The 26542-nt window shown below is 40.2% G+C and carries 32 protein-coding genes and 1 tRNA gene; 25 read left to right on the forward strand and 8 right to left on the reverse strand.

All coding sequences use genetic code 11. The annotated features are described in order from the left end of the window. Positions 1 to 24: 24 nt before the first annotated feature. Genes A4G16_RS02725 through A4G16_RS02735 form a run of 3 tightly spaced genes read right to left on the reverse strand, consistent with a single transcriptional unit; the run spans position 25 to position 1016 of the window. Positions 25 to 246 (reverse strand): excalibur calcium-binding domain-containing protein, encoded by a 222-nt coding sequence (locus A4G16_RS02725; RefSeq protein ID WP_165888591.1) that lies wholly within the window; start codon positions 244 to 246, stop codon positions 25 to 27. 9 nt (positions 247 to 255) lie between these two features. Beyond that, complete coding sequence (locus A4G16_RS02730; RefSeq protein ID WP_042802582.1) at positions 256 to 624, reverse strand: hypothetical protein; 369 nt, start codon at positions 622 to 624, stop codon at positions 256 to 258. Between the two features lie 29 nt (positions 625 to 653). Next, positions 654 to 1016 (reverse strand): helix-turn-helix domain-containing protein, encoded by a 363-nt coding sequence (locus A4G16_RS02735; protein ID WP_165888592.1) that lies wholly within the window; start codon positions 1014 to 1016, stop codon positions 654 to 656. Between the two features lie 134 nt (positions 1017 to 1150). Between A4G16_RS02735 and A4G16_RS02740 the strand changes: the two genes are divergently transcribed. Further along, positions 1151 to 1345, forward strand: a complete 195-nt coding sequence (locus A4G16_RS02740; RefSeq protein ID WP_042802580.1) for a DNA-binding protein — start codon at positions 1151 to 1153, stop codon at positions 1343 to 1345. A gap of 188 nt (positions 1346 to 1533) precedes the next feature. Here A4G16_RS02740 and A4G16_RS02745 read toward each other — a convergent pair whose 3' ends face one another. Further along, entirely contained in the window at positions 1534 to 1839 is a 306-nt protein-coding gene (locus A4G16_RS02745; protein ID WP_042802578.1) for a hypothetical protein, read from the reverse strand. Positions 1840 to 1893: 54 nt separating this feature from the next. Between A4G16_RS02745 and A4G16_RS02750 the strand changes: the two genes are divergently transcribed. The 13 genes from A4G16_RS02750 (at position 1894) to thiI (ending at position 10634) form a co-directional block, all read left to right on the forward strand. Then, entirely contained in the window at positions 1894 to 2064 is a 171-nt protein-coding gene (locus tag A4G16_RS02750; RefSeq protein ID WP_158497417.1) for a hypothetical protein, read from the forward strand. Next, positions 2061 to 2363, forward strand: a complete 303-nt coding sequence (locus A4G16_RS02755) for a helix-turn-helix domain-containing protein (protein WP_042802576.1) — start codon at positions 2061 to 2063, stop codon at positions 2361 to 2363. The genes A4G16_RS02750 and A4G16_RS02755 overlap by 4 nt, the downstream gene beginning before the upstream one ends. Positions 2364 to 2420: 57 nt before the next feature. Then, positions 2421 to 3347 (forward strand): DUF3102 domain-containing protein, encoded by a 927-nt coding sequence (locus A4G16_RS02760; RefSeq protein WP_165888593.1) that lies wholly within the window; start codon positions 2421 to 2423, stop codon positions 3345 to 3347. Positions 3348 to 3358: 11 nt separating this feature from the next. Then, positions 3359 to 5161, forward strand: a complete 1803-nt coding sequence (locus A4G16_RS02765; protein ID WP_165888594.1) for a DDE-type integrase/transposase/recombinase — start codon at positions 3359 to 3361, stop codon at positions 5159 to 5161. Positions 5162 to 5181: 20 nt separating this feature from the next. After that, positions 5182 to 6354, forward strand: a complete 1173-nt coding sequence (locus tag A4G16_RS02770) for an AAA family ATPase (protein ID WP_165888595.1) — start codon at positions 5182 to 5184, stop codon at positions 6352 to 6354. Further along, positions 6347 to 6577, forward strand: a complete 231-nt coding sequence (locus A4G16_RS02775; RefSeq protein ID WP_165888596.1) for a hypothetical protein — start codon at positions 6347 to 6349, stop codon at positions 6575 to 6577. The genes A4G16_RS02770 and A4G16_RS02775 overlap by 8 nt, the downstream gene beginning before the upstream one ends. Next, positions 6552 to 7076 carry a host-nuclease inhibitor Gam family protein gene (locus tag A4G16_RS02780; protein WP_165888597.1) on the forward strand — a complete coding sequence of 175 codons (525 nt, stop codon included), beginning with the start codon at positions 6552 to 6554 and terminating at the stop codon, positions 7074 to 7076. Before A4G16_RS02775 ends, A4G16_RS02780 begins: the two co-directional genes overlap by 26 nt. Continuing rightward, positions 7073 to 7225: a hypothetical protein gene (locus A4G16_RS02785; RefSeq protein ID WP_165888598.1), complete on the forward strand. Its 153-nt coding sequence runs from the start codon at positions 7073 to 7075 to the stop codon at positions 7223 to 7225. Before A4G16_RS02780 ends, A4G16_RS02785 begins: the two co-directional genes overlap by 4 nt. Positions 7226 to 7270: 45 nt before the next feature. Then, positions 7271 to 7741, forward strand: a complete 471-nt coding sequence (locus A4G16_RS02790; protein ID WP_165888599.1) for a hypothetical protein — start codon at positions 7271 to 7273, stop codon at positions 7739 to 7741. Beyond that, the gene (locus A4G16_RS02795) at positions 7723 to 8103 is read left to right on the forward strand and encodes a hypothetical protein (RefSeq protein ID WP_165888600.1); all 381 of its coding nucleotides are present in this window, start codon (positions 7723 to 7725) and stop codon (positions 8101 to 8103) included. The genes A4G16_RS02790 and A4G16_RS02795 overlap by 19 nt, the downstream gene beginning before the upstream one ends. Then, positions 8088 to 8480 (forward strand): regulatory protein GemA, encoded by a 393-nt coding sequence (locus tag A4G16_RS02800; RefSeq protein WP_165888601.1) that lies wholly within the window; start codon positions 8088 to 8090, stop codon positions 8478 to 8480. Before A4G16_RS02795 ends, A4G16_RS02800 begins: the two co-directional genes overlap by 16 nt. Beyond that, positions 8473 to 8847: a Mor transcription activator family protein gene (locus A4G16_RS02805; protein WP_165888602.1), complete on the forward strand. Its 375-nt coding sequence runs from the start codon at positions 8473 to 8475 to the stop codon at positions 8845 to 8847. Before A4G16_RS02800 ends, A4G16_RS02805 begins: the two co-directional genes overlap by 8 nt. Before the next feature lie 335 nt (positions 8848 to 9182). Continuing rightward, entirely contained in the window at positions 9183 to 10634 is a 1452-nt protein-coding gene (thiI, locus tag A4G16_RS02810; protein WP_165888603.1) for a tRNA uracil 4-sulfurtransferase ThiI, read from the forward strand. Between the two features lie 101 nt (positions 10635 to 10735). Here the strand turns inward: thiI and A4G16_RS02815 are convergent, their stop codons facing one another. Continuing rightward, on the reverse strand, positions 10736 to 13015 hold the full coding sequence (locus A4G16_RS02815) for a TonB-dependent receptor domain-containing protein (RefSeq protein ID WP_165888604.1): 2280 nt from the start codon (positions 13013 to 13015) through the stop codon (positions 10736 to 10738). 174 nt (positions 13016 to 13189) lie between these two features. Continuing rightward, on the reverse strand, positions 13190 to 13474 hold the full coding sequence (gene hpf, locus A4G16_RS02820; RefSeq protein ID WP_027074868.1) for a ribosome hibernation-promoting factor, HPF/YfiA family: 285 nt from the start codon (positions 13472 to 13474) through the stop codon (positions 13190 to 13192). Between the two features lie 178 nt (positions 13475 to 13652). Here hpf and A4G16_RS02825 point away from each other — a divergent pair, with 178 nt between their 5' ends. Together A4G16_RS02825 and dapA are read left to right on the forward strand one after the other, a co-directional pair. Further along, the gene (locus A4G16_RS02825) at positions 13653 to 14594 is read left to right on the forward strand and encodes a Kdo(2)-lipid IV(A) acyltransferase (protein WP_165888605.1); all 942 of its coding nucleotides are present in this window, start codon (positions 13653 to 13655) and stop codon (positions 14592 to 14594) included. Positions 14595 to 14684: 90 nt separating this feature from the next. Further along, entirely contained in the window at positions 14685 to 15578 is an 894-nt protein-coding gene (dapA, locus tag A4G16_RS02830) for a 4-hydroxy-tetrahydrodipicolinate synthase (RefSeq protein ID WP_420704461.1), read from the forward strand. Positions 15579 to 15646: 68 nt separating this feature from the next. Here the strand turns inward: dapA and A4G16_RS02835 are convergent, their stop codons facing one another. Further along, a complete protein-coding gene (locus A4G16_RS02835; RefSeq protein WP_165888607.1) occupies positions 15647 to 17587 on the reverse strand; it encodes an ABC transporter ATP-binding protein in 1941 nt (646 codons plus the stop codon). A gap of 327 nt (positions 17588 to 17914) precedes the next feature. Between A4G16_RS02835 and A4G16_RS02840 the strand changes: the two genes are divergently transcribed. The 4 genes from A4G16_RS02840 to A4G16_RS02855 all read left to right on the forward strand — a co-directional run bounded on the left by A4G16_RS02840 (position 17915) and on the right by A4G16_RS02855 (position 20722). Continuing rightward, positions 17915 to 18532 (forward strand): MarC family protein, encoded by a 618-nt coding sequence (locus A4G16_RS02840; protein ID WP_165888608.1) that lies wholly within the window; start codon positions 17915 to 17917, stop codon positions 18530 to 18532. Positions 18533 to 18558: 26 nt separating this feature from the next. Next, a complete protein-coding gene (moeA, locus tag A4G16_RS02845) occupies positions 18559 to 19788 on the forward strand; it encodes a molybdopterin molybdotransferase MoeA (RefSeq protein WP_165888609.1) in 1230 nt (409 codons plus the stop codon). Positions 19789 to 19803: 15 nt separating this feature from the next. Beyond that, positions 19804 to 20556 (forward strand): molybdopterin-synthase adenylyltransferase MoeB, encoded by a 753-nt coding sequence (gene moeB, locus A4G16_RS02850; RefSeq protein WP_165888610.1) that lies wholly within the window; start codon positions 19804 to 19806, stop codon positions 20554 to 20556. A 90-nt stretch (positions 20557 to 20646) separates the two neighbouring features. After that, positions 20647 to 20722: transfer RNA gene (locus A4G16_RS02855), tRNA-Asn, on the forward strand. A 119-nt stretch (positions 20723 to 20841) separates the two neighbouring features. On the opposite strand, the gene yfbV is transcribed toward A4G16_RS02855, so the two are convergent. Further along, positions 20842 to 21279, reverse strand: a complete 438-nt coding sequence (gene yfbV / locus A4G16_RS02860) for a terminus macrodomain insulation protein YfbV (protein ID WP_165888611.1) — start codon at positions 21277 to 21279, stop codon at positions 20842 to 20844. A 128-nt stretch (positions 21280 to 21407) separates the two neighbouring features. Between yfbV and A4G16_RS02865 the strand changes: the two genes are divergently transcribed. From A4G16_RS02865 to glnE, 5 genes are all read left to right on the forward strand, one after another. Then, positions 21408 to 22145, forward strand: coding sequence for an ABC transporter permease (locus A4G16_RS02865; RefSeq protein ID WP_165888612.1), 738 nt, complete (start codon positions 21408 to 21410; stop codon positions 22143 to 22145). 8 nt (positions 22146 to 22153) lie between these two features. Then, positions 22154 to 22711, forward strand: a complete 558-nt coding sequence (locus A4G16_RS02870) for a septation protein A (RefSeq protein WP_165888613.1) — start codon at positions 22154 to 22156, stop codon at positions 22709 to 22711. After that, positions 22701 to 23156 carry an acyl-CoA thioester hydrolase YciA gene (yciA, locus tag A4G16_RS02875; RefSeq protein ID WP_165888614.1) on the forward strand — a complete coding sequence of 152 codons (456 nt, stop codon included), beginning with the start codon at positions 22701 to 22703 and terminating at the stop codon, positions 23154 to 23156. The genes A4G16_RS02870 and yciA overlap by 11 nt, the downstream gene beginning before the upstream one ends. Positions 23157 to 23166: 10 nt before the next feature. Next, a complete protein-coding gene (locus A4G16_RS02880) occupies positions 23167 to 23448 on the forward strand; it encodes a YciI family protein (RefSeq protein WP_165888615.1) in 282 nt (93 codons plus the stop codon). Between the two features lie 127 nt (positions 23449 to 23575). Next, on the forward strand, positions 23576 to 26476 hold the full coding sequence (gene glnE / locus A4G16_RS02885; protein WP_165888616.1) for a bifunctional [glutamate--ammonia ligase]-adenylyl-L-tyrosine phosphorylase/[glutamate--ammonia-ligase] adenylyltransferase: 2901 nt from the start codon (positions 23576 to 23578) through the stop codon (positions 26474 to 26476). The last annotated feature ends 66 nt before the right edge of the window (positions 26477 to 26542 follow it).

Raw genomic sequence — 26542 nt, forward strand, 5'->3', positions numbered from 1 at the left:
ATTTATTCCTTAGTTCAACTCTTATTATTTCTTTTTCTTCCCACCACAAATACTTTCACAAGGCACGCCGTCCCTATCTCTATCAAGGCTGCTTACACCGCATTGGATGAGGTAAAAACGAGCTTCTTCGCAGCTTTCCATTTGGCTACAGGTGCGTTTGCCTTCGCATTCATATTTTTCTTTGGCATAGACGGCAGCAACGAAAATAAGTAAACATATACCCATTAATTTTACAGATTTTTTCATATTGCTTCCTTACTTATCGAAAGTGCATTTAGCTCCTGTTTTGTTTGTAAATGGGTTTGTTTGGAGTAATTTGGCGGTTTCTGTTCCTGTGCAACCAAATTTCTCCCATGCATTTTCACAAAGTTTCTTATCGTTATTTGCTTTATTTAAGCCTTTCATACAGCTATCCGCATAAGGACTATTAGGCTCTCTGATTTTTTTACCGACAATACCTTCGACCTTCGCTTCGGTGTCTAAACGCATATTAAGATCAGGGCAATTCCCACTGGCTTGTACTGCATAACAAAAGTTTTCAGCCAACTTATGGTTAGCTTTATTGTCATTTGCCACTACAAATGCTGAAAAAAGAGCGGTAACTAATACAAATAATTTCTTCATAGTCATTTCCTCAAGTTGTTAAAAAATCATTAAGCTATTTTACTATTCGCAAGTAACGCCGCCTGCGCCAGCGCGCTAGCGGTTTTTTCAATAGCTTCTTTGCCTTGTTCGTTACTTTCACGATAGTCGTCAAGTAGCACTTGTTCTTGTTTGGTTAAAGCGCTTTCAGGAATATTTCCAATAAACATATCCCCAACACTAGCAATCAGCCAGTTAGCATTTACGTGATACTGAGAGATTAATTTAAGCAATAAGTCTTCAGGCATCTTTTGTTTTTCACGCATAACATCTGTAATTCGAGCTTGGGAAATATCCAAATCTTCTGCAAATTCTTTTACGCTGGCAAATCCTAGAGCCTTAATCAAACGCTTAAACTTCTCGCTGGTGTTCATTTTTCAACCTATTAAACTGGAATAATCCCAAAAACAATAAAAATATCTTGATTTAATGGATTATTTCCATAAAATGGAATTATTCCAATTTGATTAAATCTTTAATCATTATAACACAACAAGGAGCATCAACAATGCAGAGAAAAACAAAAACGCCAAGTGAAGTTAAGGCGGAATTTCGAGCCAAAGGCGAAACCTTTGCTCATTGGGCAAAAGCCAACGGCTACGACCCGACCCATGTTTCCCGTGTGCTGAACGGCACGATTAAAGCAAGTTACGGCAAAAGCCACGAGATTGCGATGAAACTGGGCTTGAAAGCCGCTGCGTAAGTCAGCCTAAACCTTACCTGCTCTTTAACAATTTGGTAGATCCTAAAGCGAAGCACGAGAGTGCCTAGCACGGCAAAGCCGTACTAGGTTAGGCATAAGTCAGCCCGTTGGGGCCGGGAATTAGATTGTAAAAAATAAGCGGAATTTGACCGCTTGTAAGGAGTAGAAAATGTTTGAAAAAGTAGAACCTAGTCGCTCGACAACAGAGAGTTGCCAAGAATGTCCGCAAACTCTTGCAAAGAGTCGAAGCCGGCAGATGAGAGACGGAATCCTTCATCGGCGTTTTCAGAAACATTCTGGAGAGCCTGTAGTTCTTGCTCAAGGTCGAGAGAAATTCTGGCACGCTGCTCAGGCGATAATTCAAGAAGCAGAACAATCAAGAAATACTCATACGCATTGCGACGATTGTTAAGGTCGGCAACTTGTTGTTCAAGTGTACCAATTTTGGCTTCTAAATCAGCCAACCGTTTAATCGGTAGTTTAATTATAGTCATTGGTTGTCCTTTTGGAGTGTGAGGGAGCCTTAAGGATAGCAAGGAGAATTTGATATGAAAAGAATGTTAGAGCGATTTGCGATGTGGTTTTTACGTCGCAACGGCTACATCGTGCGTAGCAAAGCGGAATGTAATTTAGTGCCTGACTTTGTGTTGCGAATGCAGGAATACAAAGTGCCACGTATTGAACCTGTGGATTGGGCGGAAGAAGGAGAAACAAAATGAGTGAGAAAATCAACAGCACACAGCGTGCTTTGCGAATTTTGAAAGCCTTGAAAGGCAGAACTCTAACAGGGTTAAGCAATAAAGAATTAGCCGACCGATTAAATGAAAGCCCTGTGAACATTACACGTTCATTACAGGCGTTAATTGCGGAAGGGTTGGTAGTGAAACTGGAAGAAACAGGACGCTTTGCCTTAAGTATTCAGATGTTACAGATTGCTGTTACCCACCAGCGTGATACGGAAAAAATGCAAGCCCGAATGGCAGAAATGGATCAGCGCGTAAAGGCTGGGGCATTTTAAAACGGTCGACGTCGACCGTTTTGACAAATTTAGAACAAAATAAAAAGGATCATAAAAATGACAGAAACAACCGAAAAATCGACCGCTCTTTCGAATGAAAGTTATCTTCGCCACAGTATTGCCATTATGGATAAATGGGGCAACGGCGAAGTATTTGATAAGAAACTTATTATTGACCGAGCTAAACATTGCCAGCGTTCTATTACAGAACAAATGCTAGAGCTAGGGCGAGCGTTAATTATTTTAAAAGAACATTTAGACCATGGCGAATTTAGTGAAACAGTCAGAAGTGAGCTAGATATTAGCCCTGAAACAGCACGCAAATTTATGCAAGCCACGCTGAAATTCTGCGGTGAAGGATTACAAGATACCACACCGAAGCTGGTGCAGTTAGGTAAATCGAAGTTATTAGAGCTGGTGACGCAAGATGATGACGATTTAAAAGAACTCGCCGAAGGTGGCACAGTGGCAGGCTTAAAGCTGGACGAAGTGGACAGAATGAGCGTGCAAGAATTGCGTAAGGCGTTACGCAAAGCCCGAGAAGATAAAGATGCGATGGCAAAAGTGCTTGCCAATAAAGATGAAAAAATCAACCGCCTTGATGTGGATTTGGCAAAAAAACAAAAGCTGATTGAAACCCAAACACCTGAACAGCGTGGCGGTGTGTTACGTGAAGAAGCAGCAGCGATTAGCTATAAAGCGGAAGCTATTTTGCGTGGGCAAGTGTTCCAAGCCTTTGAAGCCTTGCAAACCCATCAAGAAGAACATGGCATTGACCATCGCCAGTTTATGAGTGGCGTGCTTGCCGAGTATCAGTTGATTTTAAGCGAACTGCAAGAACGCTTTAACTTGGACGATACGCCTTCAGGTTCTCACATTCCTGAATGGGCAAGGGCGGATTCGCCTTGGGCAGATAATACAGACGACGAGCAGAGTTTGGCTTCGATTATTGATGAAGTCAGCAATGCAGAGACGGTGGAGTAAGGACGAATGCAATGGCAATTTTACCGAGTGTGCTATCCCATTGGGCAAACCGTGTGGAGACGGCAAAGTTTGGCGAGACGGAGAGCGAGATTGCAAAAGGTTGTGAGCAAACAGGCTTAAGCCGTGCGGCTTTCTTGCGACAGATTAAGCCGTTTCGCCCTGCCAGCGGTCGCAAAGTGCGGTGCGATAAAGGGAAACATCAGTTAGATGACACGGAACTACGGATCATCAATGCAGTGTGGTTGCATATGCGACGTAACAATGGCAAGACGATGATGACGCTTGAACGTGTACTTGATATTTTGCGTGCCAACGGCAAAATCAAAGCGGAATTTGTGGACGAGAAAACAGGCGAAGTTCGTCCCTATTCTGCCACCAGCATTGAGCGAGCTTTACGCAATGCGAATTTACACCCTGACCAAATGTTACGCCCTGCCCCAGTAGTGCAGTTGCAGAGCAGACACCCTAACCATGTGTGGCAAATCGACCCGTCGTTGTGTGTACTGTATTACTTAAAGGAAACAGGCAAAGGCAATGGGTTGTGCATTATGGAGCAGGAACAGTTTTACAAAAACAAACCTGCCAATGTAGCGAAGGTGGAACCGCAACGAGTGTGGCGGTATGTGATTACCGACCATACGTCAGGCGTGATTTATGTGGAATATGTGTACGGTGGCGAAACTGCCGAAAACGTGAGCCAGTGTTTTATCAACGCCATACAGCCGAAAGCAAACAAATCCGAGCCATTTTATGGCGTGCCGAAAATCTTAATGTTCGACCGAGGCACAGCGAATACGTCGCAAATGTTTAGCCATTTATTGCATCAGCTAGACGTAAAGGTGGAAATTCCGAAAGCCCACAACGCCCGGGCCAAAGGACAAGTGGAAAAAGGCAACGACATTGTGGAACGGCAATTTGAAAGCGGTTTGCGGTTTATGAATGTATCGGGGCTAGATGAGTTAAATCAACTGGCTCACCAATGGATGCGGTATTTCAACGGCACGAAGAAGCATTCACGGCACGGCAAAACACGCTATCAGATGTGGCAATACATTCGGGAGGACGAGTTGATTATTCCACCGAGCCGTGAGATTTGCCAAGAATTGATGATTACCGCATTAAGCGAACGTGTGGTCAGCGACAAATTGGAAATCAGCTTTGAAAGCCGTCGCTACGATGTGCGTGATGTTCCCGATATTCGTGTAGGCGAGAAGATTACGGTGGGCAAAAATCCGTATCGTCCTGAATGTGTGCAGGTGCAGTGTTTTGAGCGGTCATTTGATGATGACGGCAAGGCAGAATCGAAGCCTTACTGGGTGGTGTTAGAGCCTGTTGAAGTCAATGAATACGGTTTCCGCGTAGATGCCGCAATGATTGGCGAAGAATACAAGGCACAACGCAAAACAGAGTTTGAAATCAACAAAGAACAGGCAGAACACTTGGCTTACGGTGTGGACAATGAAGACGCTTTAAAACGTGCGAAAAAGGCGAATAAACCGTTATTTAACGGCGAAATCAACCCTTACAAGCATATTGAAGAAACGGATTTGAACTGGTTTATGCCTAAAACAGGACAAGAGCACGAGCTTACTACCAACGCCCGACGTGTGGAACAGAAGCCGGTTGGGCTTGTGGAATGTGCCAAACAGCTTAAAGCTCGCTTTCCGAAATGGAGTGGCAAAAACTATAAGCATTTGGCGGCGAAGTTCCCAGACGGTGTACTTGTGCAACAGTTGGAAGATTGGCTGCAAGGCGAGAAATTGCCTGACAGCCTGAACCCTGAAACGAAAATTTTGCAGCTTAAGGCTGCATAATTTTGATGAACGGAGACGCTATGTTGAAGTTAAAACAGGTGCTGATTGATAAGGGCGTGAGCCTGCGGCAGTTGGCACAAAAGATGAACGTTTCGCCTGCGACGGTTTCGCAATTGGTTAATCATAACCAGCGTGTGAAACAGTGGGCGGAATTTGAGAAAAGATTGAGTAAAGTTTTGCAAGGTTTAAGTATTATTGAACCGCTTGCAGACTTGCTTGAAGTGGAAGCGACAGGGAAAAGTTTGGCGACCGAGCCTGCCGCTTCCATCCCCAAAACCACAAAAGAGATTAAGGAGGACATTATGTTACTCGCAAAACAGGCTTTATTTCCAGCCACAAAACGACATTTTGGGCTGTTTCGTGATCCATTTGCTGAAGATGTACGCAGTGCGGATGATGTGTTTAGTTCGGCAGACGTGCGGTATGTACGTGAAGCCTTATTCCAAACCGCCAAGCACGGTGGTTTTATGGCGGTGGTGGGCGAAAGCGGTGCAGGCAAATCGACACTTCGACGTGATTTGATTGACCGCATCAACCAAGAGAACGCACCGATTACGGTGATTGAGCCCTATATCATCGCCATGGAAGACAATGATGTAAAAGGTAAAACGCTGAAAGCAGCACATATTGCCGAAGCGATTATTTCCACCCTTGCGCCGTTGGAAAGTGTGAAGCGTTCGCCTGAAGCACGTTTCCGCCAGTTGCACCGAGTGTTGAAAGAGATCTGTAAATCAGGTTACAGCAATGTCCTGATTATTGAAGAAGCCCACGCGTTGCCGATTCCGACGCTGAAACATTTGAAACGCTTTTTTGAGTTGGAAGATGGTTTCAAGAAGTTGCTTTCTATTGTGTTGATTGGTCAGCCTGAGCTGAAAGTGAAACTTTCTGAACGCAACACGGAAGTGCGTGAAGTGGTGCAGCGTTGCGAAGTAGTGGAACTCGCCCCACTCGACAGCGAACTGGAAAACTATGTGCAACACAAGCTCGACCGAGTAGGCAAAAAGTTGGGGGATATTTTTGAAGAAGACGCTTTCTTAGCAGTTCGCCAACGTTTAACGACGGTGGGCAGAAACAAAACATCGCAGAGTTTGTTGTATCCATTAGCGGTGGGTAATTTGCTGACGGCAGCGATGAATATGGCGGAAAGTTTAGGTATTCCAAAGGTAAACGGACAGGTGGTTATGAATGTGTAAAAAAATATTAGGAAGCATCACTCGTGCTAATGAAGAAGCATTTGCTGATTTTTGTTATGACTTTGCAAAACTAGTAATTAATTCACCAGAAGTTATTGCATCAGCCCTAGTACACGGTGTTGAACAATTTGACTTAGTTGAAGATGAAAATGGCAAAAAAAGCATTGAAGCGAAACTTTATGATAAGGAGAAACAAAATGGCAAAAAAAACAGTACGAATTAAGGCAGACGTTCACGAATTAAACCTGCAAACAGTAGATGATGTTGCGTTGGCGATTAAGGAAATCGGCGATTTAGAACGTGAACAGGTACGACTTTCCACCCTGCAAGCGGACGAGAAAGCGGCGATTGATGAAAAATATACGGCACAACTGACCGCACTTAAGGATAAGGTTAAGCCGTTACAGGCAGCTGTACAAGCCTATTGCGAAAGCCGACGTGATGAACTGACAAACGGAGGCAAACAGAAGACCGCTTATTTTAATACCGGTGAAGTACAATGGCGACAAAAACCGCCTGCGGTGAAAATTTCAAGTGTGGCAAAAGTGATTGAAGCGATTAAAAACACGGGCTTTTTACAGTTCTTGCGTGTGAAAGAAGAAATCAATAAGGAGGCATTACTTGCTGACCCGAAAACCGCACGCTCAATCAGTGGTATTTCCATTCGAGAGAATGAAGAAGAATTTGTAATTAAACCCAATGATGAAGAGGTGCGAAAATGAGTAAAGACGATCTCATTATGAGACTTCAACAATCCATTACGCAATTAAAACAGGCGGAAAAAGCAGTTTATCGGGAAGAGATGACTCACGCCTCCGTTTATGTGGAAAACGCAAAAGGGATTTTGATGAAATTGGGTCAAATTAAATAATGACAAACCACCTTCGGGTGGTTTTGTTGTATGTGGAGATAAACAATGAAAGTGAAATGTAGTGCCTGTGGTGCGGTGCATTCATTAGATGCCTTAGTGGCTAATCAGGCTGCGAGTGAGGCTTTAAATGCTGCGTTGTTGGTTAATGGTGAATTAGGCAAAGCATTAATAGGTTATTTGGGCTTATTTCGTCCTCTCAAATCATCTTTAACGTTTGAGCGTGTGGCAACTTTACTGAATGAGCTTACGCCAATGATTCAAGCGGGCAAAATCAATCGTGACGGACGTGAGTTTGCCGCCCCTGTTGAGGCATGGATTTATGCAATTCATCAGATGTTAGCAAGTCGCCAAACCTTAAAGCTACCAATGAAATCTCACGGTTATTTGTTGGAAATTATTGCCGGTTATAAAGCTGTCGGTTCGACAGTGGTATTGCAACATACCGAACAAAACCGACAGCTTAGCAGCAAAATGAATGCAGTAAAAGGAGCGTTAGAATGGGGAATGAATGGTTAAAACCGGTACTAGCTCAAGGATTTGCGATGTTGTTGGTGCTACGTCTTAAAAACGCACCTACGGAAGATATGGTTAAACCAACGCTGGAAACTTGGTTTCGTACTATTAGCTATAAGCGAAAATGGGAGAAAGAGCAAGACCAGTGGCGTATAGAAGCTGCTTTTATGTGGATGTCTCAAAATTGTGATTGGTTTCCCACACCAAAGCAATTTTTTGACGCATTACCGCAACGACAATACAAAGAACTTCCTCCGCCACCACCCAAAACAGCAGAGGAAGAAGAAAGCGATCGATTACGTAGCTTAGCAAATTTACGCAAGCTAAAAGCAATGCTTAGGGGGACAAAATGCATACTAAATTAATTCAATTAATCCATATTGGAAAAGAGCAGTTAGGAATGGATGAGGAAACCTATCGAAGTTTGTTAAGACAACAGTTTGGTAAATCATCAAGTAAAGAGCTAAAAGAAAATGAATTACGTCAGTTGATTGCTACTCTGCAACAAAAAGGGGCAAAAATAAGACTTCCACAAATGAGAACTACACTTACACCATTACAACGTAAGTTGTGGGCAGTATGGAAATCCACAGCTGATGAGGCAACGAATAACGCTTTAAATGCTTATGTTGTCAGAATGGGCATAGATATGCGTTGGAATCAGTTAAATAATCAGCAAGCGACTTTTGTTTTAGAAACGCTAAAGCAATGGCAGAGACGCCTAGGAGACAAGTATGAGTGATGCAAAATTTGATAATCAGGACTTTCATGCCAAAGCTCCTGATTTATTAGAAGACTTAGCAAAGCATATAGCGGTAGCTGCGAAAGAGTTTGATATTTCAGAAGAACTTGCTGAAAACATCGGTATGATTACAGCAATGCGCATTACTCAGGCTTGGGGTGGATTATTTATCTATATGCCTAAAGCTCAAGATTTGTTTTCTTCTAAACGTGAAAAACAGATTTTTAATGAGTTTAATGGTGCAAATCATGCTTACTTAGCGAAAAAATATGGTCTGTCCATTCAGTGGATCTATAGGATTGTGAAACGTGTACAAAAAGAGGAGATCGCCAAACGACAACTTGATATGTTTATGCAAAATCGCTAGAAAGAAAACCCCAGTTATCATGAAAAAATAACTGGGGTTTTCTTTTCTCTATGTGTAACGTTATTTCATTTCCCTTACCACGTCTTCCCACATCATCCAAATTTTTCCCATATTTATCTCGATTATTATTGTGGAGTTATATTAATGGGGATTATAAAGTTGCTTATTAGCTGTAAGCAGTTGGTTTTAATCTGCTCATAAGATTTGGACTAAATATTAAGTTATGCAAGGATAAGATTATTTCATTTGGGGATTTTCTTTTTTAACTTTCTAGGCTTTTTATTAATAAAAAGCTAAAATAGCTTCCATTTTTTTGCGAGCAAACTGATTGTTATATGAAATTTATTATTAAACTATTCCCTGAAATCATGATTAAAAGCGATTCCGTACGTAAACGCTTTATCAAAATTTTGACTTCTAATATCCGCAATGTGCTATTAAAAGAGACAGAAAATATCTCCGTTGTGCGTAATTGGGATTTTATTGAAGTTCGGGCTAAAGTTGCGGAAGAGGCCCCTCTTGTATTGGAGTTATTACAACGAACTCCAGGAATTCATCATATTTTAGAGGTGGAAGAAACCCCGTTTACCGATATGCACGATATTTTTGAACAAACTTATGCAGCCGTGAAAGATGAGCTAGAGGGGAAAACTTTTAGTGTGCGAGTTCGCCGTAAAGGTCAGCACGATTTCCGTTCTTTAGATGTTGAGCGTTATGTTGGAGGCGGTTTAAATCAACGTATTGAAAGTGCAAAAGTCAAATTAAAAGATCCGGATGTTACTGTTCGTATTGATATTGAATACGACAAAATGTTGTTAATTAAAGCTCGTTATCAAGGTTTAGGCGGTTATCCAATCGGTACCCAAGAAGATGTGCTTTCGTTGATTTCTGGAGGCTTTGACTCAGGTGTTTCAAGCTATATGTTGATTCGCCGTGGTTCTCGCGTGCATTATTGTTTCTTTAATTTAGGCGGTGCAGCGCATGAAATCGGCGTGAAGCAGATGGCATACCATATTTGGAGCCGTTACAGTACCTCCCACAAGGTTCGCTTTGTGGCAATTAATTTTGAAAATGTGGTTGGCGAGATTTTAGAAAAAGTCAATAACGGTCAAATGGGGGTAGTGTTAAAACGCATGATGGTGCGTGCGGCAAGTAAAATTGCCGAGCGTTTTGATATTCAAGCAATTGTAACCGGCGAGGCATTAGGGCAGGTTTCCAGTCAAACGCTTACCAATTTGCGATTAATTGATAAAGCTTCGGATACTTTAGTTTTGCGTCCGCTAATTACCCACGATAAAGAACAAATTATCGCGATGGCTAAAGAAATTGGCACAGATGATATTGCTAAATCAATGCCGGAATTTTGTGGTGTGATTTCCAAAAATCCGACAGTAAAAGCAATTGAAAGCAAAATTGTAGAAGAGGAAGGTAAGTTCAATTTTGAAATTCTCGAACAAGCAGTGCAAAATGCGAGCTATTTGGATATTCGCGAAATTGCTCAGCAAACGGAGAAAGAGGTTGTTTCGGTTGAAACGACGACAGAATTGGGCAGTAATGATGTGATTTTGGATATTCGTAGTCCTGAGGAAGTGGATGAGAAACCATTTCGCTTAGAGGGTGTAGATGTGAAAGAACTCCCGTTCTATAAACTTTCCAGCCAATTTGCAGCTTTAGACCAAAGCAAAAATTATCTGCTTTACTGCCAACGTGGCGTGATGAGTAAATTGCAAGCTCTTTATCTGAAAGAAAACGGCTACAGCAACGTAAAAGTGTTCCGTGTGAAATAAGACAAGCGGTCGGATTCTTCAATTTTTTTGCAAAAAAACAGCTAAATATAACCGCTTGTAGATACAAGAAAGCCATCTTCAGTAGATGGCTTTCTTTTTCATTAGAACTCGTAACGTAGGCCTACATTAAAGTTACGCCCAGGGGCAGAGTAGCGGTCTGCGTTAGCTTGGTTAATTGCTAATGGAATACCATTAGCGCCACGGCCTTGATCTACACTTGCTTTACTTAACAAGGCAAGATAAGAAATATCATTCCAGTTCCAATATTTTTTATCAAATACGTTGTTGATATTAGCAGTCAGCGTTAAATTTTTAATAGGTTTAATGTAAAGACCAATATCCACTAAACCATAGCTATTGCTTGGGTTGTAGAGGTAAGCGGAGGATTGCTCGATGTCTTTACCTGCTTTAGTTCGGGTATAGCTCCAAACTACATTTGCCCCAAATTTTTCGCCTTCATAGCCTAAGCCAAGTTTGGTTTTAAGTGGCTGAACACTGTTGATTGGCGTTTTCACGCTGTTGTTTTCCGCTTTGCCACGCATATAAGCAACACCACCTAAGAGGTAATAATCTTCATAGAATTTCCATTTCGCATCAAAGGTAACACCATAGACTTTAGCTTTTTCTAGGTTTTGGTATTGTACGAAGCTGGTGTATTTACAGCCACGCATACAACCTAGAGCGGAATTTGCTTGCCAGTCAATAAAGTTTTTGTAGCGGTTGTAGTAACTGGTGAGTAAGTAATCAATGGTATCTGATTTACCTTTAATTCCTAACTCAAAGTTGTCAGCTGTTTCTGATTTCAGATTTGGATTACCAATTACTGCGATGGTGCTAGAGCCGGTTACTATTCTATTGGATCTCGGGTCGAAGTATCGGTAGGTTGGGTTTTCAAAGAAATAAGAGGTTAGCTGTTGTGGCGATGATGTGCGTACACCACGAGAATATTGCACATAAGGGGTAAATTCATTTGAGGAGCGCCACTCTAAACTGATTTTTGGGGTGAATTTGGTTTCGCTACGTTTAGTAGGAGTAAATTCATCCACTTGAGAAGACGTTGCTGATGTTGGGTTCACACGGTAGTGTACTAAGCCGATTTGTGGCGTGATGAAGAATGAGCCAATGCCGATTTCATCTTCCAAATAGGCTGTAAATTTATGTTGTGTAGTATCTGCCGTTGGTTTACCGTTAAAGTAGGCTGAACCTGATGTTGAGCCAATATAGCCTGGTCGTTCATAACGTAAATGGTTGGTGGCTTTAGTGTGACTGTAACCGAATCCATAACGTAATACGTGTGGAATATTGGTATCAATGTAACTCATTAGATCGGTATTAAAGCCGAAGACTTTATGCCCTGAAGTGGTGTTTTCTTGGCGATAATTATTGCTACCTTGGCGGAAACGATGGTTTTTCGTTCCGCTGTCTTGATAGTAAAGTTGGCTACTTGCCGTTTGCACAAAACCTTTGTCATTGTGGTGTTCGTGACTGATAGAAAAACGATTACGGCTGATTTTATCTTGAGTATTGCCGTAAATTTGTACACCACTACCGGCATCAATACGGGTGTTGGTTTGAGCAAGTAAATTTGAATCCACTTTTTTACTTAAATGTTCAAAGCTAAAGTTTAGCGTGTTTTGCTCATTCAGTTTGTAATTATGCTTGGTTAGAACGTAGTGGCTTTTATGATCGGACGGGTTTGGTTCAGTACGGTTATCTCCGGTGCTTCCGTTTTTACCTTTGTTAATAGGGTGATCGCCATCTCGTAAGGTTGTCATTAACATACCTTGATAAGCATCGGTCTCAATAGCACCGCCAATTGTGCCATAAAGAGAATTATCTACACTATTATAGCCGGTACCGATAAACCCACCGTAAGTTTTACCTTTGAGTAAATCTTGTGGAGTGAGTGTCGAGAAATTTACACTGCCAGATAAGCTGTTTGCTGAGCCTGCATATTGGACAGATGCACTACGTAATGCAGTGACTTCCACATAATCTCCACGACCAAATTCTGAACCATATGCCATAAAGTGTTTTGCTTCTTGGGTTTCTGGTAGCGGAATGTTATCTATTGTTGTCGTCACACGGTTGCCTTGCAAGCCCCTAATATTTACGCCCTCACTAGCTCTGGTCATTTGGGCTTGAGTAGCATAGACATCCATTTTACCTTTCAACAGATCTTTTAAATCACGGGCTTGTTGCTGTTGAATTTGGCGTTGTTTAACGGTAGTGTTTACAATCGTATCACTGATTTCTACAGCAAAAACTTTGATTTCATCTAGATGGGCAACATCGTTAGCAATCACAAATTGTGATGTACATGAAACGGCAACTAACATTGCCAATTTGGATGGAGTAAAGCGAAGATAAGAGCGAGACATATTTAACTTCCTTATTTGATAATGGTTTTTATTTACTTTATCAAATAAGTGGCAGGTTTAGCAATTATTTAGTAGAAAATTTATGCAAAAAATATTCTTTTTTATACCGCTTGTTCTTGCATAAAAAACAAGGCTAAATGATTTCTCATTTAGCCCTAAAATGTTTAAGAAAAATTAATGTTCATTTTTCTCTTTAAGTTTAATTAACTGACCCTCTAATTTTTTCTTCACGTCGAAAATTGCACTGTATAAGTCTTCATGTTCGGCTTTCGCAACTAAGTCCCCTAGTGGGGTACCGATAGTTGCTTCAACTTGGAAAGTATTTGGTTGTTTTACAAGCATAAAATGCGGATTTATGAGTTGGGTATGATACTTTTCTAACTTAGCTAAACGCTCCTCAATATGAGTACGGATTGCAGGGGTAATGTCCATTTGTTTGCTTGAAATATTTAATGACATAACATTTTCCTCTTTGTTTAGTTAAGGCTTTAGCCGATGAATTTCTATTATTCAAAATATGCGGTTCATTTCTAAAATTCAAGTATAAATTCAAACAAGTTTCTAAAAATTTGATCTAGTTAACATTTTTAACCGTTTTTCGATATAATGTTTCAGTAAGTTAATATGTGAGAAGATTATGAACGAGAAGAAAAAATTACCTCCTTTCCAAAAACAATTTTTGCACCCGAAATATTGGATGCTATGGATTGGGTTAGGTGTTTTTAAATTACTTTTGTGCTTACCTTATCCAATTTTGGTGAAGATTGGCTTAGCTTTAGGGAAGTTATTTGCGAATTTAGGCTTTGGTAAGCGACGTATGCGAATTGCACGTCGTAATTTAGAACTCTGTTTTCCTGATTACTCTGCCGAAAAAATTGAAAAATTAGTGCAAGAGAATATGAAGTCGGTTGGGATGGCGATTATTGAAACGGGAATGGCATGGTTCTGGTCGGATAAACGCATTTTGAAGTGGTCGAAAATTGAGGGTGTTGAATATTTAAAGCAGCAGGGGAGTGATACAGGGATTTTATTAGTCGGAGTTCACTTTTTGACCTTGGAATTAGGCGCAAGAATTATTGGTTTGCACCATCAAGGAGTAGGTATTTATAGACCTAATGATAATCCACTTTTAGATTGGTTACAGTATCGAGGGCGCATTCGCTCAAATAAGGCGATGATTGACCGAAAAGACTTAAGAGGAATGATTCGGGCATTAAAAGCTGGAGAGACCATTTGGTATGCCCCCGATCATGATTACGGTAGACGAAATAGCGTATTTGTGCCGTTTTTTGCGGTAAATGAGACTTGTACAACAGGTGGAACTTATATGTTGCTCCGCTCAGCACCAAAAACAGTGGTGATTCCTTTTAGCCCGATTCGCAATGCAGATTATTCCGGTTATACAATAAAAATCAGTCCGGTAGTCGATTTCAGTCAATGTGAAAATGAGATTGATACGGCAGCCTTGATGAATAAGGTAGTGGAAAGGGAAATTATGAATGCCCCGGCACAATATATGTGGCTACATCGTCGTTTTAAAACCAGACCGCATGAACAGGATAAAAGCCTTTACGATTAATTTTGAGAATAATTGCAAAAAATGCTTGCATATTGAGGCTGAATTTTGCAATCTAGCAGAGCATATTAAACATAATAAAAAATACAGGAGATGATTATGGCAACCCCTTTATTTCACGGTAGCATTATTGCTTTAGTAACACCTATGACACATGGTGAAGTAGATTATCAAGATTTGAAAAAATTAGTTGAGTATCATATTCAAGCGGGATCTCATGGTATTGTGTCTGTGGGGACAACCGGTGAATCAACCACTTTAAGCATTGATGAAAATGTTAAGGTTATCAAGAAAACAGTCGAATTCGCTGATGGTCGTATCCCTGTGATTGCAGGTACCGGCTCAAACGCAACCAGCGAAGCAATTACTATGACCAAACTCTTAGCAAATAGCGGTGTTGCCGGCTGTTTAAGTGTTGTACCTTATTATAACAAACCAACTCAAGAAGGTATGTTTTTGCACTATAAAGCAATTGCAGAAAGTACCGATTTACCGCAAATTTTATACAACGTACCAGGACGTACAGGGAGTGATTTAAAACCTGAAACGATTGGTCGATTGGCAAAAATTGAAAATATTGTTGCAGTAAAAGAAGCAACGGGTGATTTAAGTCGTTTACCGCTTATCAAACAACTAGCCGGTGAAGATTTTATTTTCCTAAGTGGAGATGATGCAACAGGCTTTGAATCAATGAAATTAGGCGGTCAAGGTGTTATTTCTGTAACTAATAATGTTGCAGCAGCGGATATGGCAAAAATGTGTAATTTAGCTCTAGCCGGAAAATTTGATGAAGCTGAAGAGATCAACAATCGTTTAATGGCATTACATCACGACTTATTCGTTGAATCTAACCCAATTCCGGTAAAATGGGCAGCGTATAAATTAGGTTTAATCAGTGAGCCAAACTTACGCTTACCGTTAACTACCTTATCTGAATCTGCACAACCGGTAGTGTTAAAAGCATTACAGCAAGCGGGTTTGATCTAATTTTTAGATACACATAATAACAAGTAAGGCATTGAGTTAATCGCTCAATGCCTTATTTTGATTTTAGGCTATTCCGAAAGCATCCCTTCTAACTCCTCCTGTGCCTCTAGCCATTGCATTTCAATATCTTCTAGTTGTTTTTTTGCTTCGACTTGTTTGGCGAGAGTATCGGTTAATTTCGTTTTATTTTCTGCTTCGTAGATCTCACTGTCGGCAAGCATTGTTTCTAACTTATTCAGCTTTTCGGTCGCTTTTTCCAGCTCTTTTTCCAACTGGGTGATTTTTTTACGCAGTGGGGCGGTTTGCTGGCGGAGTTCGGCTTCCAAACGTTTTTGCTCTTTGCGGTTTGCCGAGCTGTTTTCATTGGTATTTGGGGTGGAACAAGCGGTTAAATTTTCCGAATTTTTTGCAAGTACCGATTTTGGCTCGTTAGCGAGGGCATTTTGCTCATTCAGCCATTTTTGATAATCGTCCAGATCGCCTTTAAATTCTTCGACTTTATGATCGTGTACCAAATAAAATTCATTCACTGTACTGCGAAGCAAATGGCGGTCGTGCGAAACCACCACTAATGAGCCCTCGTAGTAGGTGAGAGCATCAATTAGGGCTTGTCGCATATCAAGATCTAAATGGTTGGTCGGCTCATCCAATAACAATAAATTCGGGCGTTGCCACACAATTAAGGCAAGCACTAAGCGAGCTTTTTCTCCACCTGAAAAGGATTGTACTGCTTGCACCACTTTATCGCCTTTAAAATCAAAACCGCCCAAATAATTCCGCAGTTCTTGTTCGGTTTTTTCCGGTGCAATTTTTTGTAAATGCCATAGCGGGCTTTCATCAAAGCGTAAAGTATCCACCTGATGTTGAGCGAAGTAGCCAAGTTGCACGCCTTTTGCCAATTGCATTTTGCCTGTTTGTGCCGGAATTTCGCCCGCTAATAATTTAATCAGTGTCGATTTTCCTGCCCCGTTTCGCCCAAGCAAGCCAATGCGAGAACCCGGCACAAGATTGAGTTTGACCGATTCCAATACCGTTTTTTCACCGTAACCGGCACTCACTTTTTCCATCATCAATAGCGGGCTAGGCAAAGCAAGTGGCGGACGGAATTCAAATTCAAAAGGCGAATCTGCATAAGCCGGGGCAATCAATTCCATTTTTTCTAACGCTTTAATACGGCTTTGAGCCTGTTTTGCTTTGGTGGCTTTGGCTTTAAAGCGGTCAATAAAACTTTGTAAATGCGCAACTTTACGTTGCTGTTGCTGGTAAGCAGCATTTTGTTGTGAAATTTTGGTCGCCCGCTGAATTTCAAAGGAGGTGTAATTACCTGTGTACTCGTTCAGTTTTTGATGTTCAATATGGATCACTCGGTCGATAATCGGATCAAGAAAATCGCGGTCATGGGAGATTAAAATCAATGTGCCGCGATAATTGGTTAGCCAACGTTCCAGCCAAATCACGGCATCTAGATCTAAGTGATTAGTCGGTTCATCTAATAAGAGCAAGTCAGAGCGACAAATCAGCGCTTGAGCTAAATTTAAGCGCATTCGCCAACCGCCCGAAAAGGATTTTACCGGCAGTTGCAGCTGTTCGGTGCTAAAGCCTAAGCCGTTCAGTAGTGTTGAGGCTCTAGCTTGAATTGTCCAAGCATCAATAGTATCTAAATGGGTGTGAATGGTGGCAATACGGTTACCGTCATTTTGAGTATTGGCTTCATCTAGCTGAGCCATTAATTGTGTATATTCACGGTCACCTTGAATCACATAATCAAGAGCAGAAATATCAAGCGCCGGCGTTTCTTGATTCACCCAAGAAATAGCCCAATTTTTGGGTAGTGAGACATCACCACCTTCAGGTTGTAATTCATTTTTCAGTAACGCAAAAAGGGAGGATTTTCCACAGCCGTTTTTGCCTACCAAGCCCACTTTTTGCCCCGTGTGAATAGTGGAAGAGCTGTTATCGATCAGGACAGAATGTCCGCGTTTTAAAATTAAGTCTGTAAAAAAAATCATTATAGTAGTCTATTTATGTTAATATTTCGCAATATTTTAGCATAGTAAATTTAAGCCAAGGGCAATGTTAAAGTGAAAATTAAGTTTAATTCAACGCAACCTATTGAATTAAACTTAATTTTTAATGAAGTTTAATGAAGAGCAGAAAAAACGAATAAAAATGTGTCATATTTATCTCTTTTTATAGCGATTCATTTATAAAATTTAACTAGGGATAAATTTATCAGAGAGGAATTTTGAGTAATCAATAAATTTGATGTTGTAGCTTATTGGTAAGCGGTTGTTTTATGATAAAATTTTGCAAAATTTAATATAACGGGAGGAAATATGTTTGATTCATTAGTAGTACAGTTTGTGGTTCTTTGGGCAGTTATTGACCCTATTGGTTCCGTTCCTGTTTATTTGGCGAAAACTATTGGCTTACCGATAGATGCAAGACGTAAAATTGCGTTGAACGCTGTGTTGATTTCTGCCGGTATTTTGCTTTTCTTCTTAGTTGGTGGGCAGGTTCTTTTAGAATCTATGCAAATTCCGTTGCCGGCGTTCCAAGCGGCCGGTGGATTAGTGCTATTGCTGTTTGCTTTAACGATGATTTTTGGTGAAAGCAAGCCGGAAAAAGAGATGAAGATGAGTAGTAATTTGAACGAATTAGCAGTTTATCCTCTAGCGGTGCCGTCGATTGCCTCACCGGGGGCTATGATGGCGGTAGTATTGCTTACCGATAACCATCGTTTTAATTTGCTTGAACAAGCTACTACTGCAAGCATTATGTTGCTAGTATTAGTAATTACTTACCTTCTTTTCCTGGTAGCAAATCGCATTCAGCATTTAATCGGTAATGCAGGTGCTGCAATTATTAGCCGGGTAATGGGATTGATTTTAGCGGCAATCGCTATGAATAATTTATTGATTGGTGTGAGAGATTTCTTTGTTCAAATTAGTTAGACTGTTTTACTTATAGGATGAGAGATATGGCGCTTTTACCTCTTTCTGATGCTCTGGCAAACATACTTGAGACTTTACCTCAACCAACCGCTATAGAGCGATTATCCTTAAATGCTTGTGCGAATCGCACTTTAGCTGAGGATATCTTTTCGCCAATTAATGTACCCGGTTTTGATAATTCTGCGATGGATGGTTATGCACTGAGAGCGGCTGATTTAGAGCAAAGCCTAACTCTAACGGTTATTGGTAAGTCTTTTGCAGGAAATCCTTTTCAAGGTGAAATAAAAGCAGGCGAATGTGTACGTATTATGACCGGAGCAATGATCCCCAAAGGGTGTGATGCTGTGGTGATGCAAGAAGAGACTGCACTGAATGCTGATGGTTCCGTTACATTTAACAATATTGCCCAAAAGGGCAGTAATATTCGTAAAGTTGGCGAAGATATTAATCAAGGCGAATTAGTATTAGCGAAAGGTTCTCTCTTGAATGTAGCTAGTTTGCCGCTTTTAGCATCGCTTGGTATTGCAACCGTGCCTGTCTTTAGTAAATTAAAAGTGGCAATTCTTTCAACCGGTGATGAATTAACCAGTGTCGGCGAACCTCTGAGTGAGGGGAAAATTTATGATACCAATCGCTTTGCAGTTCGCTTAATGTTAGAAAAGTTAAACTGTGATATTTTAGATTATGGTATTTTACCCGATGACCCTATTCAATTTGAGCAAACCTTTAGGGCTGCACAAGATGCTGCGGATGTATTAATTACCAGCGGTGGAGTTTCTGTCGGTGAGGCGGATTTTACCAAAGAAGTATTAGAAAAATTAGGTAAAATCGGTTTTTGGAAAATTGCAATGAAACCGGGCAAGCCATTTGCATTTGGGCAATTAGAGAAAGCTTGGTTTTTTGGCTTACCAGGTAATCCGGTTTCTGCCTTGGTTACATTTTACCAGTTAGTGCAACCTGCATTAGCTAAATTATCGGGGCTATCTGCAGAGAAAATTGCAAAATTAACGCAAAATTTAACCGCTTGTAGCGCTGAAAAACTGAAAAAAGCAGTTGGTCGGCAAGATTTCCAGCGTGGTTATTTTTATGTAAATGAAAATGGTGAATTAGAAGTTCGCCCGGTTGGTCTTCAGAGTTCACATATTTTTAGTGCTTTTAATGAAAGTAATTGCTTTATCGTCCTTGAGAGAGAACGTGGTAATGTGGAAGCTGGAGAAAAAGTCACGATTCAGCCGTTTAATTCGTTGTTAAACTAATAATCATAGAATGTTATGGAACTTACTGATCACGAAATGCTGCGTTATAACCGCCAAATTATCCTAAAAAATGTGGATTTTGACGGGCAAGAAAAGCTTAAAGCCAGCAGAGTGTTAATTGTAGGGCTTGGTGGTTTGGGCTGTGCTGCCTCACAATATCTTGCCTCTGCCGGTATTGGGCATTTGATTTTAGTGGATTTTGATACGGTATCGCTTTCTAATTTGCAACGTCAGATTTTACATACAGATCAAACAATTGGTCAGCCGAAAGTTGAATCTGCCAAAGCAAGACTTACTGCGATTAATCCAACTATTCAAATTGAGGCAATAAATCAAAAATGTAATGATGATGATTGGGCAAAATTGATTAAGAAAGTTGATTTAGTTTTGGATTGCACCGATAATGTGACTGTTCGTAATCAGCTTAATTTGCAATGTTTTAGACAAAAACGACCGCTTGTATCAGGTTCGGCTATTCGTTTTGAAGGGCAAGTAAGTGTTTTTACTTACCAAGACAAGCAACCTTGTTACCTTTGCCTAAGTCAATTATTTGGGGATGGTACTTTAAGTTGCGTGGAAGCCGGTGTTATTGCACCCATAGTCGGGGTGATTGGTAGTATCCAAGCATTAGAAAGCATAAAAGTCTTATTGAATATCGGTAAAACATTATCCGGTAAATTATTAATGATTGATGGTCTACATTTCTCAGTTAGAGAGATGGCATTACCAAAACAAGCGAATTGCTCGGTTTGTGCTGATATAATGTAAATTCAAAGTCAAGAAATGTAAATTGTGAACCTGTGTTCATTATTTTGTTTGACGGCTAAAACGCTTTAGCTTATTATTCGAAATGTTTATTCCTCCTTAGTTCAGTCGGTAGAACGGTGGACTGTTAATCCATATGTCGCAGGTTCGAGTCCCGCAGGAGGAGCCAAAATTTAGATTTTCTTTTGTTCTTGTTTTATTTGTCTCCTTTTATAAAACAGTAATTCAAACCTCCAGAATTAGAACAAAAGTATTTTGCCCCTTTCATGATGAAAGGGGATTTTTTTATCAAAGTTCATCAAAATAAGCATCTCCCCAAGTTTCTTCTGCTAGCTTGAGTAAATTAGCAAAATCTTGAAAAGATGGAAGTGCTTGCTCTTCCTCTAGTTTGACATGAGCGGTAATCAGTTTTTGTCTGAGAGACTCATACCATGCCAATAATGAGAGTGAGAGCGGGGATTTCGCTCTTTTTCCCAGCCAATAAAGCCCTTGAAAAGGAATTGAAATAGCGAATATTGCAGTAATCACAGCGTTAGCTAAGATAGATTGAGTCGGATCAGAAAAGAGATATTGCCAGACTATAGCAAAGCAGGCAAAAGCCGGCATCGCTTTAGAGGAAAACTTAACCAAACGAATAATGTGATAGTCAGGTATAAAATTCGCTAATTTTTTTTGATTGGGCAGAGTATTCAGATAACGTTGTCCGGCTTCAAATAGATTTAACATAGCATTCTCTTAAAAATTTTTCCTCATTTTATCTAACTAGCGAAAATCTACAATAGATTAATGCAGTCTTGTCTAACAATTGCTATACTTTAGGTTAACTTTTTTTACACCAATTGAAAGGATATTTTATGCAAATTAAATTTGCGGATTTATTACAAGAAAGCTGGAATTTTATGCGTAATCAGCAGCGTTTCGCGCTGATTGCTATAGTGACTATTGTGATTGTACAACTTGCCGTAATTTTTTTATTTCCTCATGAGCCGAGTTCTATTTCTCAACAACAAATTGATTCTCGACAAATTGAGCTGCCGAACATGCTGCCAACTATTTTATTAGGTGTAGCAAATTCTTTTATCAGTTTATTAATAGTTTTAAATATTCAATCGATTAATAATGGATATTATCGGCACTTTTTTCAGCATACAGCAGAGGCATTAAAAGCATTTTTTCCGGTGTTGTTATTGAATTTTGTGATGATCTTACCGCTTTCGTTAGGGGCCAGTATTGCTATGGGAAGTGCTGATATGATGATTCTGGCATTCCCGATGATTATAATCGGCTTTTATTGGTTTTTTAAATTATGCCTTGTTATTTATGTTTATCTGCTGGAAAAACCACAAAAAGGGTTAATGGAAACGATTAAATTTACCCTACAACTATCGCGTGGAAGAATGTTACCATTAGTGTTATTCTGCGTAATTTCTTATGTAGTACCGGGGATTTTATCTCGAATCTTCTCGGGTTTTGGGAGCAGTTTTGTTGGTGTGCTTATTACAATCATTTTAAGTACGTTAATTAGTGTATTTATAGCGATTTTCAGCTTCCGTTTTTATCAAGTTTATCGCCAATCACCAGCAAATTACTAGGAGATTTCATGAAGCAGTTACTTGAATTTATTCCGCTGATTCTATTTTTTGTTGTGTACAAAATGTCCGGCATTCAGATGGCATCTATTGTGCTGGTTCTTGCAACCATTGCTCAAATGGTTGCTTTAAAAGTGTTGTATGGAAAAATAGAAAAGCAGCAAGCTATTATGGGGGGAGCCGTTGTTTTCTTTGGCTTATTAAGTGCTTATTTTAACGAAGTCAAATATTTACAATGGAAGGTGACGATTGTCTATTCCCTTTTTGCTTTAGTTTTATTGGTGAGTCAGTTTGGGTTTAAAACCCCATTAATTAAAAAATTATTGGGAAAAGAACTTCAATTACCAGATAAAGTCTGGAATAAGCTCAATTTAGGCTGGGCGTTGTTCTTTGTACTCTGTATGTTGTTGAACATTTATATCAGTCAATATTTCTCTGAAGAGATTTGGGTTGATTTTAAATCTTTCGGCATTATCGGCTTAACGTTGGTTGCAACTATTGCAACCGGATTTGTGATTTACCCTTATTTAAAAAATGCTGAAAAACAGGAACAGCAAAATGAAAAATAAACCTTACGAAAAAGACCCACAAGGGAAGTTAATTTTAAGAACCTTGGCAATGCCTTCGGATACTAATGCCAATGGGGATATTTTTGGCGGCTGGATTATGTCGCAAATGGATTTAGGCGGGGCGATTTTAGCAAAAGAATTGGCTAAAGGCAGAGTGGTAACAGTTTCTGTAGATAAAATGATTTTCCATATGCCGATTTCAGTCGGTGATGTTGTATGTTGTTACGGCACGTTAATTCATGTAGGTCGCTCGTCTATGCAGGTAAAAGTGGAAGTCTTTATCAAACAAGTTTATGAAGGCGCACGTGAGCGTTTCCGTGTTACAGAAGCGTTATTTACCTATGTTGCTATTGATAAAGATGGAAAACCTCGTGCAGTGCCGAGAGAGAATAATCCGGAGCTTGATGAAGCACTATCATTAATTAATTCAACTGATATTGAATAAGGAGAATATTATGTACTATGTGATTTTTGCACAAGATAACCCGAATATGTTAGAAAAACGTTTGGAAGTTCGTCCTGCACATTTGGCTCGCTTAGAAAAACTTCAAGCAGAAGGTAGGTTATTTACTGCGGGTCCAAATCCGACGGAGGATGGTTCTGGCGTTACCGGCTCTACAGTGATTGCTGAGTTTAATTCTCTTGAAGAGGCCCAACAGTGGGCAAGCCAAGATCCTTATGTTGAGGCTGGCGTATATGGTGAGGTAATTATCAAACCATTTAAAAGAGTGTTTTAATTAACAAGCGATAATATTTTGCAGATTTTTTGCAAATTATCTTGATCTAGTTCCCCTCTTTTCTAAAGAGGGGAGCAGATCTTCCAAATAAAAAATACAATCTCTCACTAATATACATTTTATTCTTATGCTCTCCAATCTTCTTGCTCAATCTCAGTTATGTCTAAATGAACAATTGGTAGATTTGCAAAATCCTGAGCAAATTCAACCGCTTGTGGTCGCCATTTCTCTCTCCAATTTCGTAAAAAAAACCTTACAAAAACAGCCCGATTTATTACATGAATGGCTAACACAGCCACCTACAGCACAAGACTGCGATAATTATTCTGAGCATTTAACGGAAATCTTGGCTCAGATTGAAGATGAACAATCTCTTGCTCGTGAGTTACGCCTGTTCCGCCACCGTGAAATGGCAAAACTGAGTTTTATTCAATCTAATAAGCTGGCAACGGTAGAATTTGTATTTCAACGTTTATCCGATTTAGCCGAAAGTTTAGTTTTAGCTGCCCGAGATTGGCTGTTTGATAAGTGCTGTGAAGAATACGGTACACCGATGAATAGTCTGGGTGAGAAGCAAGAGCTAATGATTCTAGGCATGGGAAAATTAGGTGGGAGAGAGCTTAATTTTTCTTCCGATATTGATCTGATTTTTACTTATCCTGATGCTGGCGAAACGGAAGGTGGGCGAAAACCGATTGAGAACAGCAAATTTTTCACGCGAATGGGGCAGCGTTTAATTAAAGCGTTGGACGATATTACCGCAGATGGATTTGTTTACCGTACCGATATGCGGCTTCGTCCTTTTGGCGACAGTGGCGCTTTAGTGCTAAGTTTTGCCGCCATGGAAGATTACTACCAAGAACAAGGTCGGGATTGGGAACGCTATGCGATGATTAAAGCCAAAATTTTAGGTGAAGATAACCAAAACCCGAATCATCGCTACTTAAAACAGATGTTACGCCCTTTTGTTTATCGCCGTTATTTGGATTTTAGTGCGATTCAATCTCTGCGAGAAATGAAAGAAAAAATCAGCCGAGAAGTGGTTCGCCGCAATTTAACCGACAATATCAAGCTCGGTGCGGGGGGAATCCGTGAGGTGGAATTTATCGCCCAAACCTTCCAGATGATTCGTGGCGGGCGGGATAAAATTCTGCAAGAACGTAGCCTTTTGACCGTGTTACTACGTTTAAGCCAATTGACATTATTGAGTGAAGAAAAGGCGATGAAGTTATATAACGCCTATATTTTTTATCGCCAAATTGAAAATGTATTGCAAGCAATTGATGATAAGCAAACGCAAACCTTGCCGATTGATCTTGAAGATCAAGCCTGTGTGATGTTTGCTTGCCAAAGCTACTGGCAGCGCGATTTAGTAAGCGGTGAAAGCCGTTTGGTTGAACACCGTTTTGAAGATTGGACGCAGTTTTTAATGGTTTTAACGGCTTACCAAAATGAAGTTCGCCAGATCTTTAACGAAATCATCGGAGAGGAAGAGAGCGAAGATGAAAATAATCCGCTAAATGAAAAATTAGCCGAATGGAAAGATATTTTACACTATGAGATTACATACGAAGATTTAGCCTTGCTGTTAAAAGACTATCCATTGGTAACCGACAGTGATTATGAGGAAATCTACCGTTTGTTTTCGACCACATTCCAAGATTGGGTAAAACGCCCGATTGGCGGACGTGGGCGAAATGTGTTGCGTAATTTAATGCCCAAAATTGCTGACAGCATTTTTCAACGTGAAGATTATCTGGTACTACTGCCTCGTATTATCAATATTGTAGATAAAATCACGACCCGCACTACCTATATTGAACTGATGCTGGAAGGCGAACAAATTTTGCCTCAACTTTTAACGCTTTGTGGGCAGTCGGTTATGATTGCTGAGCAAATTGCCCGTTATCCGATGTTGTTGGATGAGTTAATTAGTTATCGCGGATTGAGCCAAGTGCTGGAATTAGAAAATTACCGTTTAGCACTCCAAGATTACTTAATGCGGATTCCTGAAGAAGATGAAGAAGCTTTAATTGACGGTTTGCGGCAATTTAAACAGACCCATATTTTACGTATTGCGGCAGCAGATATTTTAGGAGTGTTACCTGTTATGAAAATCAGCGACCATCTCACTTATCTTGCCGAAGCGATTATTGATGCAGTGGTGAATATGGCGTGGAAACAAGTTACCTATCGTTTTGGGCAGCCGGAACATTTAGAAGCCGGTGAGAAAGGTTTTGCAGTAATTGGCTACGGCAAATTAGGTGGGATTGAGCTAGGTTATAATTCGGATTTAGATTTAGTTTTTTTGCATAATTCCCCTGAAGATAGCCAAACAGTAGGCGGTAAAAAAGCCATTTCCAGCCATCAGTTTTATTTAAAATTGGCACAGAAAATCAACTCGATTTTTAATTTGAATACCAGTGCCGGTATTTTATATGAAGTAGATATGAGACTTCGTCCATCAGGAGAGGCGGGGCTTTTGGTTAGCACATTTAAGGCCTATGATAACTACCAAAAAAACGAAGCATGGACTTGGGAGAGCCAAGCGTTAGTGCGAGCAAGATGTGTGTTTGGCTCAGAGAATCTTAAACAAGAATTTGAACAAATTCGCCAAACAACTCTATGCTTGCCTCGTACAAGCGGTCAATTACGCCAAGAAATTTGCGAAATGCGACAAAAAATGTACCAGCATTTATCATCTCATTCACCGGATAGTTTCCATATTAAAACCGATCAAGGCGGAATTACCGATATTGAATTTATCGCCCAATATTTGGTGTTGGCACACAGCTACCAAAAACCTCAAATGGCAGTGTGGTCAGATAATGTCAGAATTTTCGATAGTGCAGTAGAATCCGGTATTTTAAGCCAGCAAGATGGAAAAGAACTAAAACGTTGCTATACCTCATTACGCAATCAAATTCATCATTTAAATTTATTACGCAAACAGGGTGTTGTAGCGGGGACGGAATTTAAGGCTGAGCGAAATTTTGTTACGAAGATGTGGCATTTATTATTGAATTGATTTGCAAAAATTTTCGCAAAAATGACCGCTTGTTAGGCTATAATAGCCAAAATAAGAGGAGAAGGT

It is taken from the genome of Mannheimia granulomatis (assembly GCF_011455695.1).
GTDB classification, from domain to species: domain Bacteria; phylum Pseudomonadota; class Gammaproteobacteria; order Enterobacterales; family Pasteurellaceae; genus Mannheimia; species Mannheimia granulomatis_A.